The following is a 17,508-nucleotide window of genomic DNA, read 5'->3' as shown; positions in this document are numbered from 1 at the left end:
GGACGATCCGCATGGATGGCCACGCGCTGACCGCCCTGTCGGCCGGCGAGCTGCCCGAGCTGACCACAGGACGTCTGCTGTCCACCTGGCAGCTGGACCTCCCCGCGCTGCTGCTGGTCATCGCCCTGGGCGCGCTCTACGGCTGGGGCGTCGCGCGGCTGCGCCGGCGGGGCGAGACCTGGCCGCCGGGCCGCGTCGCCGCCTTCGTGCTGCTCGGCCTGGGCGCGCTGGTGGCCGCCACGATGTCCGCGCTGGCCGTCTACGACCATGTGCTGTTCTGGCCGGCCGCCGTGCAGAACATCCTCCTGGACCTGGTCGCCCCGCTGGGCCTCGCCCTCGGCGACCCGCTCCGGCTGGCCGTCCTGGCCCTGCCGGAGCACGCCGGCGGGCGGGTGCGCCGGGTGATGTCCGGCCGCCTGGTACGCGTACTGACCTTCCCCCTGGTCAGCACCGCCCTGGTGCTGGCCACGGAGCTGACGGTGTACTTCACGCCGTACTTCGCCACCGCCCTGCGCGTGGGCTGGCTGCACGAGCTGATGTATCTGCACCTGCTCGTGGCCGGCTCCCTGTTCGTCGTACCGGTGCTGACCCACGAGGAGGCACTGCCCAGCTGGTGCACCCACCCGGTACGGGCGGGACTGGTCTTCCTGGACGGCATCGTCGACGCGGTCCCCGGCGTGGTCGTGATGACCCACGGCACCCTGATCGCGGGCGCCTGGTACCTGCACCACGCGCCGACCTGGTCCCCGGACGTCCGGCACGACCAGCAGATCGGCGGCGGCGCGATGCTCAGCATCGCCGAGCTGGTCGCGCTGCCCTTCCTGCTGGCCCTGCTGTACCAGTGGGCGCGCGCGGAGCGGGTCCAGAACGCCGCCCTGGACCGCCGCCTGGACGCGGAACTCGCCCCCGCCGTCGTACCCGCGGCCACCTCCGCCCCCGTCCCCGAGGCGCCGTCCGCCGAGCGGGTACGGCCGTGGTGGGAGACCGAACAGAACGACGTCGCCGCCAGGATCCGCAGCCAGCACCGGGAGAAGTGACCGGCCCAGCCGGAGCCGGACCCCAGCGGCAACCGGTTGCCGCGCACTGGCTACCGTGACCCGGCATGAGCGCGGACCACTGGCTGGCAGACACCCGAACCTCCTACGACACGGTCGCCGGGAGCTACGCCGACTTCGTGCGCGAGGCTCTGGCCGGGGCGCCGTATTTGCGCGCGTCGCTGGCGCTCTTCGCCGACCTGGTGAACGCTGCCGGCGGTGGGCCGGTGGCGGACGTGGGCTGCGGACCGGGGCATGTCACCGCGCATCTGCGCGCGCTGGGTGTCGACGCCTTCGGCATCGACCTTTCCCCCGCGATGATCGACGTGGCCCGCCGCGACCACCCCGGACTGCGGTTCGAGGTGGGCTCGATGACGGACCTCGACCTCGCCGACGCCTCACTCGCCGGCCTGCTCGCCTTCTGGTCGCTGATCCATGTTCCCGACGAGGCCGTCCCCACGGTCTTCGACCACTTCCGGCGCGTACTGCGCCCCGGCGGACCCCTGCTCCTCGGCTTCCACACCGGCGACGAGTCGGTGCTGAAGACACAGGGCTACGGCGGCCATCCGATGCACGTCCACGTCCACCGCCGCCGGCCCGACCGGGTCGCTGACCGGCTGCGCGAGGCCGGATTCACCGTCGAGGCGCACATGGCACTCGACCTCGACAAGACCGCCTCCGGCGCGATCCTCTTCGCACGCCGCCGGTCCTAGAGCGTGTTTGAGAAGGGGCTTGCTGCCCGTATTCAAGGGAGCGGGGCCTTGGCGGACGGCAGGTCGCCTACCGCCGCCACCAGCGAAGCCATGATCCGCTGGGCCGCCATCGGTCTCACGACCCGGCGCCGCCCGGGGTGAGGAGTTCCATGAGATGGCCGTCGGGGTCGCGGAAGTAGGTGCCCCTGCGGCCCATGGTGCGCTTACTGTGATAGATCTGCCCGATTTCTTGGCATGCGGGATCGCCGTAGTGGGTGATTCCGCCGTGCTGGATGCGGGCGAGGGCGGCGTCGAACTCCTGCTCGCTGACCATGAATGCGTAGTGGTGTGGCTCGAAGTCGTCCAGCTGGTCGTAGTCGAGGCTGACCTGGTTGGCCAGCGTGACCGGCGTGAAGTGCGCCACCGGCGGATCGACCTTCAGGCCGAGGATGTCGGCCAGGAACTGCGCCGAGGCTTGCGGGTCACGGGCGGGGACGATGGTGTGATTCAGTTCCACGGTCATAGTGACTCCTCTTCAGGGGCGGGGCTACGCGTGATGGGTGCTCGGCGGCCTCGGCGACCCGGCATGGTGCAGGGATGCGTGGCTGCCCGGGGGAGGGCAGGGCCTCGCCGGCTGCCCTCCCCCCGGCTGCAGCTGCCGTGTCATACGTCGATCTGCTCGAAGATGTGCGGGTACGACACGATGTCGTCGGGGAACTCGGCCGCCATGCGCTGGAACTCCGGGCTGCCGAACGCCGTGGCGAGAGCCTCGGTCGACTCCCAGACCGCGACGTTCATCAGAAGCTGACTGTCCGCCGTTCCCTTGTGCATCTGCAGGGAGACGAATCCCGGCTGATCCATCATGAACTCCGCCTGCCTCCGAAAGAGAGTCAGGAACGCTTCATTCCTCTCCTTCGGGACGACGAAGGTGTTGGCCAGGACGATGGGTCCGGTCTTCTCCTTGAACTGCGCGAACATCGGCGTCATCGGGTCCAGGCTCTGCAGCTTGGCCATCTTCGGTACTTCCTCTCGCTATCGGTTGTCCCACGGCACCGAGGCCGGACACCGCCGTACTGGATCCGGCGACGCTCACGACTGTCCCCACGGGTGCTGCTTTGTGGGGACCGTTCCATCGTCCCGGCGTAAGCGGGCCGTGAAGTCAGCCGCAGTTCCCGTTCCGATGGGCGACTTCGGTCGCACCGCGCGAAGCCGTGTCAGACCTGGGGATGACACCGGCCCCTGAAGGGGCGCGGGCTCGCGGCCGACACGGGCGGAGGTGAAATACCGTCAATCCGCCGAGACCGGATGCGCCCTGCCATGTTCGACGCGAAGCTGCTCCCGACGGCGGTCAGGACGGCCGCCGGCGTCGTGCCCACACGGCGCAGTCGCAGATCGCCGGGCCCGTACCCCAGACGGGCACCAGTCCCGGAAGCCGGACGACCGCGCGCTGGGCCGCTCGCGCGGTGGCCTCAAGGACTGTGACGACATCTCAAACACGTCCTGGTCCGGCCCGCGCCCCGCGGGCCGGACGGACGGGATCAGCGGCCGAGCGCGCCCAGTACGGCGTCCGCCATGGCGTGTTCACCGGTGCCGTTCGGATGGAGCGACAGGGCGGGAGAGGTGGGGATCAGTCCCTCGATCCAGGGCGACGAGGAACAGCTGTCGTGGCCCAGGGTCGGGGTGAGCGTGTCCACGTAGGTGGCGTCCTCGGCTCGGGCGGTGGTGGCGACCGTGTCGTCGAGCTCGCCGAGAACCGAGCGCGGGAACGCGATGTCCCCGGTCGTGACCGGCATCTTGCCCAGGCACTGCCCAGGGTCGTCGGGAAGCACCGCCGGATAGCCGACGACGAGCACCCGGGCCTGCGGGGCGTGTGCGTGGATCAGCTGGAGGGCACTGCCGAGCTGCGCCGCGGCGGAGTTCAGCCGATCGCTGAGGGTGTTCTGGTAGTAGTCACGACAGGGGGTGCCGAGCGGATCGGTCACGGAGAGGGCGGAGCAGGTGGCGGCCACGTCGCCGAATCCGAAGTCGGACGTGCCGAGGTTGTCGCCCGCGACAGTGAGCGTGACGAGGCTGGTGTCCGGTGTCACGGCGTCGAGTTGCGGGCCGTTGACGACGGCCCCGGCGTCCGTCTGGGCCGTGGTGAGCGCGCTGACCTTCGCACCGGCGCAGGTCACGTCCCGGTACGCCGGCGGTGCCAGCGACTGGGCGACGAGGTGGCCGTAGTCGTGGTCGGAGCGCATGCACAGGCCCGCGGACTGGGCGGGGACGCCGGCGCCGGCGGCGTACGAGTCCCCGAGCGCCACATAGGTGCCGCTCTCACCGGAGTCCGAGGCCGTCGCGTGGGCGGCGGTGGCGGAGGCGGTCGCCAGGAGCAGGCCGCCGGCGAGGGCGGATGTCCATCTCCTGAGCGCCTTGGCGTGGGGGGCGGCCTTGCGTGGGTGCGGGGCTCGGTGGGTGTGATGCGTGCTCGTGGATGCGGCTCGGGGCACGGTTGCTCCTGGGGAGGTGCGACGACGGAAGACCAACTCCGGTACCGGCCGGTAACGTTGCCGTCATCGTCGTAGCCGCCCGCCCCACGGGCCATGTGCCCGCGGACAGCGGAGCACCGGCCCCGTTGTCCCCGTGCACAAGCACCCTGTGCGCCGGGCGCCTCTTTGTAACCTGCCGGTCATGAGCCGCACACCCCCGCCGCCCGCCGCGATCGCCCCCGTCGCGGCCGTACTGCTCGGCCGCGCGTCCGACCTGGGCGCCCGCATGGCCCGCCGCATCCGCGCCGAGGTCGGCTACTACGGCGGCGAAGGACCCGTCACCTTGGAGGAGTTGACAGCCAGCTGCCGACGCAACACCGAGCTGGTCTTCGGGCAGTTGGCCGACGGCTGTACGGGCGGCATGGAGCCGGCCGAGGAGACGGGCCGCAGAGCGGCACGCGAGGGAGCGCCTCTGGGGGAGCTGCTGCACGCCTACCGCGTCGGCTCGGAGTTCCTGTGGTCCGAGCTCGCGGCCGCGGCCCGTGTCGCGGACGCCGTCACCGCCGACACCGTCGTGGCCCTCGCGGCGTGGTGGGTGAACGAGGGCCTCGCGGCGGCGGCCAGCGATGCCTACCGCGAAACCGCCTCGGAACTGCTGCTCCAACGCGACCGTGAGCGGTCCGTGCTGGTCGAGGCCCTGTTCACCGGTGTGCTCACCGACCGCACCACCCTCTGGGAGGCCGCTGACGCGCTCGGCCTGCCGGCCGAGGGGCCCTTCCTGGTGGTGGCGGCCGGTGTCCCCACGCCGGGGCGGGAGGCGCTGCCCGGCATCGAGCCCCGGCTGCTGGCCGAGGGGGTCCGCTCGGCCTGGCGGCTGCTGCCCGACCTTCAGGTCGGCGTCGTGGCGGCCCGCGGCCCGGACGCCGGGGACGCCGCCCTGCGCGTCCTCGGCGGTCTCCCCGCGGCCCGGGTGGGGGTCAGCCCCGCGTACCACGCCCTGCGCGACACCCCCAGGGCGCTGCGGCTGGCCCGTCTCGCGCTGGCCCGGGTGCCGCGGGACGCCACGGGCGTCGTACGGTTCGACGACGCTCCGGTGGCCCTGCTGGTGGCCGCGTCGGTGGACGAGGCCACCAGGATCGCGCGCACCGTCCTCGCGCGCCTACTCGACCTGCCCCGCGAGGAACGCGACCGGCTGCTGGAGACCCTGGAGCAGTGGTACGCGGCCGGCGGCTCGGCGGCCGACGCGGCGCGGAAGCTGTACTGCCATCGCAACACCGTCCGCTACCGGCTGCGCCGGCTGGAGGCCCTGACCGGCCGTTCCCTCCAGGACCCGCGCGCGGTCGCCGACCTCTCGGTGGCCCTCCACGCGCTACGGCTGCTGCCGCCCGATGAATGGTGAGCCGCCGATCGCCTGACTCGACGCCAGTTTCGCGTGATCGGTGTCGGGGAGCCAGTCGCGCTGTGGGGAGTACTCCAGCCAGCGGCGGGCGCGGGCGGTCTCGGCGAAGCCGCGCAGCAGGGTGTCCAGCAGCGGGTGACGGCAGGAGTCGGACCAGGCCAGCGACCAGGCGTACAGCGGGGTCGGGTCCGCCAACGGGATGCTGCGCAGGCCCGCGTGGTCCGGCAGCGGCGCGTCGGCGGGGAAGAGCGTGAAGCCTTCGCGGTCGGCGCGGATGTGCTGGAGGAGGTGGTCCAGGCCCAGGTTGGGGCCGTCGTGCCGCCGGGTGATGCGGAACTCGTCGGCGAAGCGGCGCAGGAAGTCCAGGCGGCTCAGTTCGGCCGGGCTCCACAGGACGCCGTCACGCAGATCGGCGGGCCGGAGCGCATCCGCACCGGCCAGCGGGTGAGACGGACCGAGCACCACGTCGACGGGTTCCAGCCGCACCAGCCGCTGGGTCAGCCCCGCCTCCCGCCCGTCCGGCAGCGGATGCACCCGGCCGAATCCCAGGTCCGTGTCACCGCGCAGCAGTGCCTGGGCCACTGACGGCCAGTCACGTCCCGGGCCCGGCTCCCACCGCACCGGATCGGAGGCCTGGACGGCGGCGGCGACGGTGCGCATCGGCGCGTACAGATGCCCCCACGTGTCGATCCGTACGGCCGCGCCGGTGCCCGTCACCGCCGCGACCGCGCGTTCGCCGGCCGCGAGCGCCTCACGCGCGGCCGGCACGAACTGCTCGCCCGCCGCGCTCAACCGGACGCCGCCCTGGCGCTCGAAGAGCCGGACGCCGAGCAGCTCCTCCAGCCGGGCGATGCGCTTGGACAGCGCCTGCTGGCTGGTGCCGAGCTCCTCGGCGGCACGCCCGAAGTGCAGCGTGCCGGCCGTGGTGACGAAGGCGCGGACCAGGGCGAGGTCGAGATCCATGCCGCTGACCTTATGCGACAACGCGGGGTTGTCGGCCGGCCCGTCCGGTTGTTGGCCGGGTCGGCGCCCGAGCCGGTCAGATGGTCTCCGACGCCACAACCGACCGACGGCCGACAGGCCGGCGAGGAGGACGACACCGATGAAAGCCTTCATACCGACCGGGGATCCCGCCGAGCCCGTCGTGCTCGCCGACGTCGCCGAGCCGACGCCCCGCCCCGACGAAGCCCTGGTGAAGGTCGAGGCGTTCTCCGTCAACCGGGGCGAGACCTTCAAGCTGGAGAAGCCCGTCGCCGGTGACCGCCCCGGCAAGGACATCGCGGGCCTGGTGGTGCAGCCGGCCGCCGACGGCAGCGGACCGTCGGGCATCACCCGGGTGGTGGGACACCCCATGTCCGGGGGCTGGGCGGAGTACGTGGCGGTGCCCACCAGCGCGCTCGCCGAACTGCCCGACAGCGTCAGCACGCTCCAGGGCGCGGCCCTGCCTCTGGCCGGGCTCACCGCACTGCGGCTGCTGCGCACGGCCGGATCCGTCCTGGGCCGGCGGATCCTGCTCACGGGCGCGTCCGGGGGAGTGGGCCACTACGTCACCGAGCTGGCGGCGGCCGCCGGGGCCCAGGTCACCGCGGTGACCCGGGACGCCGAGCGCGGCGCGCGGCTCGTCGAACTCGGCGCCGCCGACATCGTCCACGACGTCGCCGACGCCCAAGGGCCGTACGACATCGTGCTGGAGTCGACCGGCGGCCAGGCCCTCGCCACCGCTCTGGCCCGCCTCGCCCGGCGCGGCACCCTCATCTGGTTCGGGCAGGCCGGCCGCACACCGGCGACGCTCGACTTCTTCGACTTCTTCACCGGCCCCGAATCGGCCGTCATCCGGCACTTCCACTACCTCGACGCCGACACCCGCCTCGCCGACGACCTGGCCGCACTGGTCCGGCTGACCGCCGAGGGCCGGCTGAGTCCCGAGATCGGCCGGGTCGCGGACTGGGCCGACACCGCGACCGCACTCACCGACCTGCGCGACCGCCGTATCCGGGGCAAGGCCGTCCTCACGCTGTCCTGAACCACGCTCAGACCGACGGATCTCACCACTCACCGAAGGAGTACGACCATGACCAGCACCGACCCCAGGGCCGTCGTCATCCGCTACGTCGAGGCCGTCCGTGACGGCGACGCGGACGTCATCCACGACAGCTTCGCCGAGGACGCCACCTGGCACTACCCGGGCGATCTGCCCATCTCCAAGGTGTGGCACGGACGGGACCGGATCATCGGCGAGTTCCTCGGCAGCATGGGACCGATCCTCGTGCCCGGCACCCTGGAGATCGAGCTGATCAGCACGATCGCCGAGGGCGACCGCGTGGTGGCGGAATGGACCTCCAAGGCCAGGACCGTGTACGGCGGCGTCTACGACAACCGATGCCTCGGCATCTACACCGTCCGCGACGGCAGGATCACCTCGGTCGTCGAATACGCGGACACCCGCCATGTGGCCGCGACCCTGTTCCCGGGCCACGACGCCGAGTGAACGCGCCCCTTGGCCGCCGCCGGCCGACGTCTCAGAGGTCCTTTCGCATCAGCACGCACATCGTCTCGTACCGGTGGATCGACCCGTCAGGCCCTTCCACGTCCCAGGCATCCGGGGCGCGACCGTACGCGACGTACCCCAGGCGCTCGTACAGGGCCCGGGCCCGCGGATTGTCCTCTTCCACGGCGAGTTCGGCCCTGCCCAGCCCACGGCCCGCGATGCGCTGTTCGGCGGCGCGGATCAGCAGCGTACCCAGGCCGCAGGACTGCAGTGCCGGGAGCACGGCGAGCTGCCAGATGGTCCCGGCGCCCTCGTGGGCCCGGTAGTCGACACCGCCGATCGCCACCGGCAGATCCACCGGGGTGCACACGGCCAGATAGTCCACCTCGCCCGCCGTGGCACGCACCAACTCCCGCTCCACCTGGCGCAGATGAGCGGCCGAGCCGGACCAGGCGCAGGCGGGCAGATCCCGCGGCGACAGGTCGCGCACACGGACGGACGCGACGAGGGTGGCCCGGCCGGGACCGTCTTCGGTGACCATGGCCGTGAGCATGCCGCCCGAGCGACGGCAGGGCAACGCATTTCCCCCCCCGGCAGGGCCCGCACCGGCACCGCCTCGGAACCGAAATTCCCAGGTGGTCGTGGTGACGAATCCCTTACGGTGCCCAGATGGTGACGGTGCGAGAGATGACGGAAGCCGACATCAGGGCTGTCTCGGCGATACGAGTGACCGGCTGGAAGGCCGCGTACGCCGGGATCCTGCCTCGGTCCTACCTCGATGGCATGACGGTCGAGGCGGATGTGCGGCGGCGCCGACAGCACGTCACGAGGCCGCGGCACGGCATGGCCGACCTGGTGGCGGTCGGCGCCGGCGGAGCGGTCGTGGGCTGGGCCTGCCTCGGCCCCTGTCGCAGTGCCGACACCACCGCCGGGACCGCCGCCGAGCTGTACGCCCTGTACGTCCAGCCCGCGCTCATCGGTTCCGGTATCGGTCGCACACTGCTCGAAGCCGTGCATGCCCGTGCCCTCGGCCACGGCTTCGACCAGGTGCTGTTGTGGGTCCTCACCGGGAACACGTCGGCGCGTCGCTTCTATGAACGAGCTGGATATGTCCCCGACGGGGCGGTCCAGGCCGACGACTACGACGGTGTGTCCGTACCCGAACTCCGTTACCGGCGCGCCCTGTAGCAGGCACGTCCGGCGTGGTCAGGGGGCGGGGCGGTGGTCCGTGATCCAGTGGGCTGCGAGCAGGCCTCAGCCGGCGGTGAGGATCGCGGCGGTGACGACCGTGGCATCGAGGCCGAAGCCGTTCGCGAGGAGGCCCGCGATCAGGGCGTCGGCGGCGTAGCCGAGGTCGTGCCAGAAGCGGTAGGTGCCGAGGGCCACGGCGGACAGGACACCGGCGAGCAGCGGGCGTTCGAGCAGGGTCAGCGCGAGGACGAAGCCCGCGGCCTGGATGAGCATGCCGGTGACGATGAGGGGTTTGCGACCGATGTCGTCGGCGAGGTGGCCGGTGGGGATCTGGCCCATGCCTCACAGGATCGGACAGAAGCCCTTGATCAGTCCGACGGCGGCGATGCCCAGGCCGTGGTCGGTGAAGAGGAGCGGGAAGACGCCTCAGGTCAGGTCGTCGTTGCAGTTGTTGACCAGTCCGGTCTGGCCGGCGCCGCGCAAAGAGCGGTCGTACCAGGACGTCAGGGCGAAGGCGGCCCCGAGTCCGGTGCCCTCGCGGTCGGCCAACGACGTGGCGCGCTGGGCGAGTTCGAGAGCGACATGGGCCCCGTGTCGCGTACGACCAGGGCGAGCCCGAGCCCGGCGGCGACGAACACGGCGCCGATCAGCTCGGGATCGGGCGCAGACCGTAGGCCGTGGCGAGGTAGCCGGTGAGTAGCGCGGTCGTGCCCACGGCGGTGTATCCGGCGGCCTCGTTCAGACCCGTCGCCAGTCCGCGGCGGGCCGGGCCGACCGGGCCGATCTTCATGTTGACCGTCATCGACCAGGTCAGCCCCCGGTTGAGCCCGAGCAGCACGTTCGCGGCGACGATCCAGCCCCAGGACGGCGCCCGCGCGGGCGCGAAGGGGACCCGAGCGCGGCGAGGTTGGGGAGGGCCTTGGTGAGGCCGAAGGCGATGATGAAGGAGGAGACGGCCAGGTCGTCGGTGATGCCGAAGGTGCGGCTGCCGATGAGCGGAACGGTGGCGCGTTCCAGCCCGAAGACCGCCGACGCGCTCGTTGACGACGACGAGCGGGGACGCCGCCCTCACCGTCGACGGCACCGGCCTGCTCTGCCTCACCCCCCTGACGCGTCCGCGCAAAGGCACCGACAATGCCCCGCCGGGTACGGTCGTCCGCGTCATCGCCACCGACCCTGCGGCCCCGCTCGATCTGCCCGCCTGGTGCCACATGACCGGACACCACTACCTCGGCCCCGTGCCCGGCACCGGCCGTCCGGCCTCCGCGCTATGGCTCGCAACCGGCGCCCGACCCACCCGCCCCGACGCGCCCTGGCACCGCTCCGGCGACGACGGCAGTGCGGTCGTCTCGTAGTACGGCAGGGCGGTCGTCTCGTAGTCATGCAGAGCGGCGACCACATCGGTGCGAGGAATCCGTCCAGCTCGGTCAGGCCGCCCCACATGTGCACGCCTGTCTCGTTGAGCGGTACCGCACGGACGGCCGAGGCACTGCGCACCTTCGGCAGGGCCCAGTTGACGCCGTACAAGTGCCCCCGCGACTTCGTCTTCAGCTCGTCGCTGCCCCGTACTTCCTCCGGGAAGTTTCAGCGTGGCCTGTTGCGCGGATCGTAGGCGGCGGCGGTTAGTGTGCTGCCAGGAACGCGGCAGCAGTACCGGCACCCCGACGAGGAGAAGCGATGGTTTCCGCCGAGCCCACCTACGCCGTCACCGGTGCCACCGGGCGCCTGGGCGGACGAATCGCCCGCCGCCTGGCCGCGGCGGGCATCCCGCAGACCCTCCTGTGCCGGACCCCGGCCCGCGCCCCCGAACTGCCCGGAGCGACGGCCGTACCCGGTGCGTACGGGAACCACGACGCCGTCGTACGTGCGCTGCGTGGCACCGACCGCGTCTTGATGGTCTCCGCCTCGGAGTCTCCCGACCGCCTCGACCAGCACCGCACCTTCGTCGACGCCGCGGCCGAGGCCGGCGTCGCCCACCTGGTGTACATCTCCTTCTACGGCGCCGCGCCCGACGCGACCTTCACGCTGGCTCGCGACCACTGGCACACCGAGCAGCACATCCGCTCCAGCGGCGTGCCGTTCACGTTCCTGCGTGACAACCTGTACGCCGACTTCATGCCCGGCCTGGTGGGCGAAGACGGTGCGATCCGCGGCCCCGCCGGGGACGGCCGGGCCGCCGTGGTCGCGCAGGACGACATCGCGGACGCCGCGGTCGCGGTGCTGCGTGAACCGGGCCCGCACGCCGGTCGCACCTACGACCTGACCGGCCCCGAGGCACTGACGCTCACCGAGATCGCGGCCACGCTCACCGAGGTCACCGGGCGCCCGGTCTCGTACGTGCGCGAGACGGTCGAGGACGCCTACGCCTCCCGCGCGGGCTACCGGGCTCCCGACTGGCTCCTCGACGCCTGGGTCTCCACCTACACCGCGATCGCCGATGGTTCCCTCGCCGAGGTGAGCACCGCCATCGAGGACCTGACCGGCCACCCCGCCACCACACTGGCGCAGGTGCTGCGCGGCGCGGGCGCCGCTGGCTAGCCGGCTTCCCGCGCCATCACCCGGCGGGCCGCCTCGGACTCCGCCGCCGGCGGGGACAGCTCGTCCAGCGTGTCGAGCTCGTCGTCGGATTCCAGTTCCCGTTCCCAGGCCGCCGCCAGCTGTTCCTGCTCCTGGCGCGGCCTGGCGCTGACAGCATCGCGGTGTTCCGGGTCCAGGGCCGCCAGGAATCGTTCCACCGGGTCCGAGGTCATACCGTGCTCCTTGTCGCAGGGAAGGATGGGTGTCACTCGTGGCCCAGCATGGCCAGAACGGGCCCGCCCCGGCCGCCCGACACCACCTGGAAACACCCTGATGGCCCCGCCGCTCCCCCCCGGAGCCAGGAGGACGCCGGGCCGCTGCTCGCACCGACCGAGATCAACAGCCGTATGTACAGGACCACTTCAGTGGCCCACGCGCAGTGCGTCCCCGGAGGTCGATCCGGCCCGGCGTGCCGCGACGGCCATGATGACGACGGACGTCAGGGTGATGCCCGCGCCGACGTAGAGCGGGGCGGTGTAGCCGAGGCCCGCGGTGATGGCCAGGCCGCCGAGCCAGGCGCCGAGGGCGTTGCCGACATTGGAGGCGGAGACGTTGGCGCTGGCAGCCAGTGCCGCGCCGTGGGCGAAGTCGGTGACGCGGGTGATCAGTCCGGGGACACTGGCGAACCCGGACACTCCCATCAGGAACACCAGGATCACGGACGCCGTGGCGCTGCCGGCCAGCAGACCGAACACGGCCAGGGTGACGGTGAGTGCGAGGAGGGAGAGGAGCAGGGCGCGGTCGCGGTCGTGGTCGGCGGCCCGTCCGCCGATCAGGTTGCCGACGACCAGACCGACGCCGTACACCATCAGCAGCCAGGCGACGTCGGCGGGGGAGAAGCCGCTGACCTCGGTGAAGGTGTAGGCGATGTAGCTGAACGCGCCGAACATCCCGCCATAGCCGAGCGCGGTGGCCGCCAGTGTCAGCCAGACCTGCCAGGACCGGAAGGCGCGGAACTGGGCTCGCAGGGCGGTGGCCGGCAGCGGGCCCGAGCCGTCCGGGGCCGTCGGCGGCGGGGTCCGGCCTGCCCGGCCGGGGACGAGGACGGCGATGCCCACCAGCGCCAGCACGCCGATCGCGGTGACCGCCCAGAACGCCGCCCGCCAGCCCCACCGCTCGCCGACCAGCGCGCCGAACGGCACGCCCAGGACGTTCGCGACGGTCAGCCCGGCGAACATGACCGCCACGGCGCGGGACTTCCGCTCGGGCGCGACCAGGTCGCGCGCGACCAGTGAGCCGATCCCGAAGAACGAGCCGTGGCACAGGGCCGCGACGATCCGCCCGAGCAGCATCACCGGATAGCCGGGCGCGACGGCGGACAACAGGTTGCCGATGACGAACAACGCGACCAGGCCGACCAGCACGCTCTTGCGGGGCAGCCGCGTCGTCGCCGCTGTCAGCGCGATGGCGCCGATCGCCACACTGAGCGCGTACCCGGAGATCAGCCGGCCCGCCGCCGCCTCGGACACCGCGAAACTCGACGCCACCTGCGGCAGCAGCCCGGCGATCAGGAACTCGGTCAGCCCGATCCCGAAACCGCCGAGCGCGAGCGCGAGGAGGCCGCTCGGCATCCGCCGCGGTTCGGGCGCGAGGCCGGTTTCGCTCATGGGACGACCCTCACCCCGCGGCGGCGGATCCGTCCATGGACAAAGACCGGCGCCCCTTGGACGAAAGTGAAAGTGAAGGTGTCCGGTCCGGTCGTAACCGATGGGCGCCCGGGGAACCTGTGCTGACTGCCGCTTCCGGTGGTTGTGACGGGTCAACGGGCGCTCTGTGACAGGTCATCAAGCGTCTCCGCCTCGGGCGTGTGAGGATCGACGACCATGACCGGCAGCGAGCAGGAGCCCATGGACAGCGGCCTGGCCTGGGACGACGAGCAGGACTTCGCCGACGCGGACCGGGGGTTCGTCGCCCGGCTGGACCCCGGTGTGGTGCGGGACGCGGACGGCCGGGTGGTGTGGGACGCGGACGCCTACGCCTTCCTGGACGACGAGTGCCCGCCCACCGCGCATCCCTCGCTTTGGCGGCAGAGCCGGCTCGTGGCGCGCCAGGGGCTGTACGAGGTCGTGCCCGGCATCCACCAGGTGCGCGGCCTGGACCTGTCGAACATCACCTTCGTGGAGGGCGAGCGCGGTGTCGTCGTGATCGACCCGCTGATCAGCGCGGAGGTCGCCGCTGCCGCGCTCGCCCTGTACCGCGAGCACCGCGGCGAACGGCCCGTGACCGGCGTGATCTACACCCACTCCCACATCGACCACTTCGGCGGTGTGCGCGGCGTCGTCGATCCGGCCGAGGTGGCCGCCGGGCGGGTGCCGGTCATCGCGCCGGCCGGGTTCCTGGAGCACGCGGCCGGCGAGAACGTCGTCACGGGCACGGCGATGGCCCGCCGGGCGGCCTACATGTACGGGGCCGCGCTGCCCAAGGGACCGGCCGCGCAGATCGGCTGCGGGCTCGGACAGACGACGTCGACCGGCAGCGTCGGCCTGATCGCGCCCACCGTCGACATCACCGCCACCGGTCAGGAGGAGACCGTCGACGGGGTGCGGATCGTCTTCCAGCTCACCCCCGGCACCGAGGCCCCCGCCGAGATGAACTTCCACTTCCCGGACCTGCGGGTGCTGTGCGCCGCCGAGAACGCCTGCCACACCCTGCACAACGTGCTCACCCTGCGCGGGGCCCTCGTTCGCGATCCCAGCGCCTGGGCCCGGTATCTGACGGAGACGATCCGGCTGTTCGCCACGGACACGGACGTCGTCTTCGGCTCCCACCACTGGCCCACCTGGGGGCAGGACCGGGTCGTACGCTTCCTGGAGGAGCAGCGGGACGCGTACGCCTATCTGCACGACCAGTCCGTCCGGCTGATCAACACCGGGCACACGGGAGCGGAGATCGCCGAGCAACTCCGCTTTCCGCCCGCCCTCGAACGGGCCTGGCACACCCGCGGCTACTACGGCTCCCTCAGCCACAACGCCAAAGCGGTCTACCAGCGCTACATGGGCTGGTTCGACGGCAACCCGGCCCACCTGTGGCAGCATCCGCCCGCCGAAGCCGCCGGCCGGTACGTGGAGTTCATGGGCGGCGCGGACACCGTGGTCGCCAAGGCGAGGAAGTCCTACGAAGCCGGTGACCTGCGCTGGGTCGCGGAGGTGCTGAGCCACGTCCTGTTCGCCGAACCCGGCCACGGTGAGGCCCGCGCCCTGCAGGCCGACACCTTCGAACGGCTCGGCCGGGGCGCGGAGTGCGGACCCTGGCGCAACTTCTACCTGATGGGCGCGGCCGAACTGCGCGGCGGCATCCTCGGCACGCCGACCCGCCGGGCCCCGGACATCCTGGCAGCCCTGACGACCGAGCAGATCTTCCGGTCCCTGGCCGTACGCGTCAACGGCCCGCGCGCGGCCGCGGCCGGACGGCTGCTGCTGCGCTGGGAGTTCATCGACAGCGGCGAGGTGTGGACCCTGCTTGTGTCCAACGGCGCGCTGACGGCGACACCCGGTGACGCCCCGCGCGGTGAACGGCCCACCGCCGTGCTGCGGCTGGCCCGCACCACGCTCGACACCGTGCTGGCCGGCGCTTCCACCTTCGCCGACGAGATCGCGGGCGGCACGGTGGTCCTCGACGGCGACGCGCATGCCCTGATCACGTTCGGATCGCTGCTGGACGCCCCGGATCCGGACTTCGCGATCGTCACCCCGTGACGCCTGCGTCCGCCTCTGTCTCTGTCTCCGTCTCCCGCAGCAACAGGGCCGCGAGGACCAGGGCGGTGTCCCGAGGGTCGGCCAGGCTGACACCGGTCAGCTCCTGGACACGGGCGAGCCGGTGGTCGACGGAGTTGGGGTGCAGACTGAGCCGACGGGCCGTGGCCCGGCGGTCCTGGCGCTCCTCCAGATGCGTGCGCAGCGTCTCGACCAGTTCGGGCCGGCCGGCCAAGGGGTCGAGCAGGGCGGCGATCCGGTCGCTGCCCTCGCTCGGCCGGGACAGGTGGTACTCCAGCAGCACGTCGTCCAGCCGGTGCAGACCGGGCGCCCGGCCACACGCGGCCGCGACCCGGACCACCTCCCCGGCCAGCCGTGCCGCGCGCGGTATGTCACCGGTCCCCGCAGCGCGGGCCGCGGCCAGCCGTACCTCATGCCCGGTCGCCTCGCGCACCAACTCCACCATCCGGGTGGGTGGTTCGACTGCTCCCGGTACGACGGCCAGGCCGCCGCCGGCGTCCAGCAGAGCGGGCACGTCCATCCCGAAGACCCGGTCCAGCGCCGTCTGAACACGCCGCACCAGCCGCCGTACCCCGACCGCGGAACCCGAACCACCGCACGTGACTGCCGAGTCGCCGAAGCGCAGGCACAACACCAGTGCGGGCCCGCCCGGCACGGGTCCGCCGGTGACCGGCCGGCCGTCCAGCAGGGCGCGGGCGAGCGAGCGACGCTGTTCATGCCGTTCGGCGGCGAGGGCCGCCTGTTCGTCGAGATAGCTCTCGGTGACGGCGCCCACGACCCGGTCCGCCGCGGTGAACAGCGCCTCGGCGAGCTCCGCCAGGGCGTCCTGCTCACCGGGGCCGGCGGTCTCCCGCAACGCCCGGAACAGCTCCTTCGTACCCAGGGTGTAGGTGCGCAGCAGGAGGTGCAGCGGCATCCCCTCCTCGGCGCGCTGGGCGGCGCGCTCCTGGAAGTGCTCCAGCGCATCGGGCCGCGGCCGGGCGGACCCCCGGCGCAGGAACAGTCGCATGCCGTGCCGGGCCGTCGCGGCGATCTCCACGTCCTTCACATCGGCGGGCAGCTCCGCGTACCCGCGCACCTGCTCGAAGACGTCGCCTGCCATGCGCCGGGCCAGCTCGTTCACCCGAGGCTCGCACCGAGCGGCGAGCGCCGCCGCACCGGCGGACAGCTCCCGCGGACGCTCGCCGTCGCGCCGGTCCCCGTTTTCCTCCCGCGCCATGGATCACCTCGCCGCCGCTTGTGATCCGTCACGATAACGGGCGCCCCACGTCGGTGACCTCGAAGGGTGCCGGTCAGGAACCGGCGGGCCGAGGCCTGTTTCGGCACAGATCAGAGATCTCGGAGGAGCTCGATCAGAGTGTCGGTGAACTCGGCCGTGGTCGCGTGGCCCCCAGGCCGCGGGTGCGCACGTCGGTCGTGGCCAGGACCGAGGCGATCGCGTCGACGATGTCCATGGCCGCGGCGCGGTGGCCGCGGTGGCCGAGCATCACGGCCGCCGACCAGATCGCCCCCAGCGGACTGGCGATGCTGACGGATCCGACGACGGCGACGACGGCCGCGAGGCCGCTGCGCATGTCGCCGAAGAGGTTGGAGGCGACCACGACGTGGAAGTGGGCCGGTTCGAGGGCGAACGTGGCCGCCGGTGCGTCGATGTAGGCAGGAGCGCCACTCGGTGCCCGGTCTCGGCGGCGACGGTGGCGTTGACGCCCCGTTCCCGCAGCGCGTCGGCGCAGGCGCGCATCCGGGTCCCCGGCTGCCCGACGATCAGCCGTTGTCCCGCGAGCTCGCGACACTCCACCCGCGTCCGGCCGGCGAACGGACCGTCAGCCGGCACCACCAGCACGAGACGCCGGCTGCCCAGCGCATGCCAGGCGACCTCCTTGCCGGAGACCGGGCTAGGGGACGCGAGCAGGCCCAGCTCCGACCGCCCTCTGCTCCGCCCGTGC

21 protein-coding genes and 2 pseudogenes are annotated in these 17,508 nt (G+C 72.4%); 10 read left to right on the top strand and 13 right to left on the bottom strand.

Annotated features, from left to right (window positions below; all coding sequences use genetic code 11):
• The first annotated feature begins 11 nt into the window (after positions 1-11).
• Positions 12-1,037 carry a cytochrome c oxidase assembly protein gene (locus O1G22_RS03385; protein ID WP_270079898.1) on the top strand — a complete coding sequence of 342 codons (1,026 nt, stop codon included), beginning with the start codon at positions 12-14 and terminating at the stop codon, positions 1,035-1,037.
• Positions 1,038-1,102: 65 nt separating this feature from the next.
• Positions 1,103-1,747: a class I SAM-dependent DNA methyltransferase gene (locus O1G22_RS03380; protein WP_270079897.1), complete on the top strand. Its 645-nt coding sequence runs from the start codon at positions 1,103-1,105 to the stop codon at positions 1,745-1,747.
• Positions 1,748-1,862: 115 nt separating this feature from the next.
• On the opposite strand, the gene O1G22_RS03375 is transcribed toward O1G22_RS03380, so the two are convergent.
• From O1G22_RS03375 to O1G22_RS03365, 3 genes are all read right to left on the bottom strand, one after another.
• A complete protein-coding gene (locus O1G22_RS03375; protein ID WP_270079896.1) occupies positions 1,863-2,249 on the bottom strand; it encodes a VOC family protein in 387 nt (128 codons plus the stop codon).
• A gap of 140 nt (positions 2,250-2,389) precedes the next feature.
• Positions 2,390-2,740 carry an antibiotic biosynthesis monooxygenase family protein gene (locus tag O1G22_RS03370; RefSeq protein WP_270079895.1) on the bottom strand — a complete coding sequence of 117 codons (351 nt, stop codon included), beginning with the start codon at positions 2,738-2,740 and terminating at the stop codon, positions 2,390-2,392.
• Between the two features lie 524 nt (positions 2,741-3,264).
• Positions 3,265-4,215, bottom strand: a complete 951-nt coding sequence (locus O1G22_RS03365; protein WP_270079894.1) for an SGNH/GDSL hydrolase family protein — start codon at positions 4,213-4,215, stop codon at positions 3,265-3,267.
• Positions 4,216-4,396: 181 nt separating this feature from the next.
• Here O1G22_RS03365 and O1G22_RS03360 point away from each other — a divergent pair, with 181 nt between their 5' ends.
• The gene (locus O1G22_RS03360; protein ID WP_270079893.1) at positions 4,397-5,593 is read left to right on the top strand and encodes a PucR family transcriptional regulator; all 1,197 of its coding nucleotides are present in this window, start codon (positions 4,397-4,399) and stop codon (positions 5,591-5,593) included.
• Here O1G22_RS03360 and O1G22_RS03355 read toward each other — a convergent pair.
• Entirely contained in the window at positions 5,564-6,556 is a 993-nt protein-coding gene (locus tag O1G22_RS03355) for a LysR family transcriptional regulator (protein WP_270079892.1), read from the bottom strand. The two genes, O1G22_RS03360 and O1G22_RS03355, sit on opposite strands and share 30 nt — an antisense overlap.
• Before the next feature lie 139 nt (positions 6,557-6,695).
• On the opposite strand from O1G22_RS03355, the gene O1G22_RS03350 reads away from it, so the two are divergent.
• Together O1G22_RS03350 and O1G22_RS03345 are read left to right on the top strand one after the other, a co-directional pair.
• Complete coding sequence (locus O1G22_RS03350; protein ID WP_270079891.1) at positions 6,696-7,616, top strand: zinc-binding dehydrogenase; 921 nt, start codon at positions 6,696-6,698, stop codon at positions 7,614-7,616.
• 48 nt (positions 7,617-7,664) lie between these two features.
• Complete coding sequence (locus O1G22_RS03345; protein WP_270079890.1) at positions 7,665-8,081, top strand: nuclear transport factor 2 family protein; 417 nt, start codon at positions 7,665-7,667, stop codon at positions 8,079-8,081.
• A 31-nt stretch (positions 8,082-8,112) separates the two neighbouring features.
• On the opposite strand, the gene O1G22_RS03340 is transcribed toward O1G22_RS03345, so the two are convergent.
• Positions 8,113-8,622, bottom strand: a complete 510-nt coding sequence (locus O1G22_RS03340; protein ID WP_270079889.1) for a GNAT family N-acetyltransferase — start codon at positions 8,620-8,622, stop codon at positions 8,113-8,115.
• Between the two features lie 146 nt (positions 8,623-8,768).
• Between O1G22_RS03340 and O1G22_RS03335 the strand changes: the two genes are divergently transcribed.
• Positions 8,769-9,269 carry a GNAT family N-acetyltransferase gene (locus O1G22_RS03335; RefSeq protein ID WP_270079888.1) on the top strand — a complete coding sequence of 167 codons (501 nt, stop codon included), beginning with the start codon at positions 8,769-8,771 and terminating at the stop codon, positions 9,267-9,269.
• A gap of 66 nt (positions 9,270-9,335) precedes the next feature.
• On the opposite strand, the gene O1G22_RS03330 is transcribed toward O1G22_RS03335, so the two are convergent.
• The 3 genes from O1G22_RS03330 to O1G22_RS03320 all read right to left on the bottom strand — a co-directional run bounded on the left by O1G22_RS03330 (position 9,336) and on the right by O1G22_RS03320 (position 10,110).
• Positions 9,336-9,611, bottom strand: a complete 276-nt coding sequence (locus tag O1G22_RS03330; protein ID WP_270079887.1) for a hypothetical protein — start codon at positions 9,609-9,611, stop codon at positions 9,336-9,338.
• Between the two features lie 87 nt (positions 9,612-9,698).
• Positions 9,699-9,821 carry a hypothetical protein gene (locus tag O1G22_RS03325; protein ID WP_270079886.1) on the bottom strand — a complete coding sequence of 41 codons (123 nt, stop codon included), beginning with the start codon at positions 9,819-9,821 and terminating at the stop codon, positions 9,699-9,701.
• A gap of 97 nt (positions 9,822-9,918) precedes the next feature.
• Positions 9,919-10,110 (bottom strand): hypothetical protein, encoded by a 192-nt coding sequence (locus tag O1G22_RS03320; protein WP_270079885.1) that lies wholly within the window; start codon positions 10,108-10,110, stop codon positions 9,919-9,921.
• Positions 10,111-10,312: 202 nt separating this feature from the next.
• Here O1G22_RS03320 and O1G22_RS03315 point away from each other — a divergent pair, with 202 nt between their 5' ends.
• The 3 genes from O1G22_RS03315 (at position 10,313) to O1G22_RS03305 (ending at position 11,810) form a co-directional block, all read left to right on the top strand.
• Positions 10,313-10,627, top strand: coding sequence for a sulfurtransferase TusA family protein (locus O1G22_RS03315; protein WP_270079884.1), 315 nt, complete (start codon positions 10,313-10,315; stop codon positions 10,625-10,627).
• A complete protein-coding gene (locus O1G22_RS44740; protein ID WP_428986315.1) occupies positions 10,543-10,884 on the top strand; it encodes an AMP-binding enzyme in 342 nt (113 codons plus the stop codon). Before O1G22_RS03315 ends, O1G22_RS44740 begins: the two co-directional genes overlap by 85 nt.
• A 65-nt stretch (positions 10,885-10,949) precedes the next feature.
• On the top strand, positions 10,950-11,810 hold the full coding sequence (locus tag O1G22_RS03305) for an SDR family oxidoreductase (RefSeq protein WP_270079883.1): 861 nt from the start codon (positions 10,950-10,952) through the stop codon (positions 11,808-11,810).
• On the opposite strand, the gene O1G22_RS03300 is transcribed toward O1G22_RS03305, so the two are convergent.
• Together O1G22_RS03300 and O1G22_RS03295 are read right to left on the bottom strand one after the other, a co-directional pair.
• Positions 11,807-12,022, bottom strand: coding sequence for a hypothetical protein (locus O1G22_RS03300; RefSeq protein ID WP_225100072.1), 216 nt, complete (start codon positions 12,020-12,022; stop codon positions 11,807-11,809). The two genes, O1G22_RS03305 and O1G22_RS03300, sit on opposite strands and share 4 nt — an antisense overlap.
• 189 nt (positions 12,023-12,211) lie before the next feature.
• Positions 12,212-13,420 (bottom strand): MFS transporter, encoded by a 1,209-nt coding sequence (locus tag O1G22_RS03295; protein ID WP_270086309.1) that lies wholly within the window; start codon positions 13,418-13,420, stop codon positions 12,212-12,214.
• A gap of 252 nt (positions 13,421-13,672) precedes the next feature.
• Between O1G22_RS03295 and O1G22_RS03290 the strand changes: the two genes are divergently transcribed.
• Positions 13,673-15,544: an alkyl/aryl-sulfatase gene (locus O1G22_RS03290; protein ID WP_270079882.1), complete on the top strand. Its 1,872-nt coding sequence runs from the start codon at positions 13,673-13,675 to the stop codon at positions 15,542-15,544.
• Here the strand turns inward: O1G22_RS03290 and O1G22_RS03285 are convergent.
• The 3 genes and pseudogenes from O1G22_RS03285 to O1G22_RS03275 all read right to left on the bottom strand — a co-directional run.
• Positions 15,534-16,781 (bottom strand): PucR family transcriptional regulator, encoded by a 1,248-nt coding sequence (locus O1G22_RS03285; RefSeq protein WP_270079881.1) that lies wholly within the window; start codon positions 16,779-16,781, stop codon positions 15,534-15,536. The genes O1G22_RS03290 and O1G22_RS03285 overlap by 11 nt on opposite strands.
• Positions 16,782-16,891: 110 nt before the next feature.
• Positions 16,892-17,217 (bottom strand): annotated as a pseudogene (locus tag O1G22_RS03280) (tartrate dehydrogenase); the annotation flags it as partial.
• A 17-nt stretch (positions 17,218-17,234) separates the two neighbouring features.
• Positions 17,235-17,483 (bottom strand): annotated as a pseudogene (locus O1G22_RS03275) (LysR substrate-binding domain-containing protein); the annotation flags it as partial.
• Between the last annotated feature and the right edge of the window lie 25 nt (positions 17,484-17,508).

Source organism: Streptomyces camelliae (genome assembly GCF_027625935.1).
In the GTDB taxonomy this organism is placed as follows: domain Bacteria; phylum Actinomycetota; class Actinomycetes; order Streptomycetales; family Streptomycetaceae; genus Streptomyces; species Streptomyces camelliae.
This window is presented reverse-complemented; position numbering and strand designations above follow the sequence as displayed.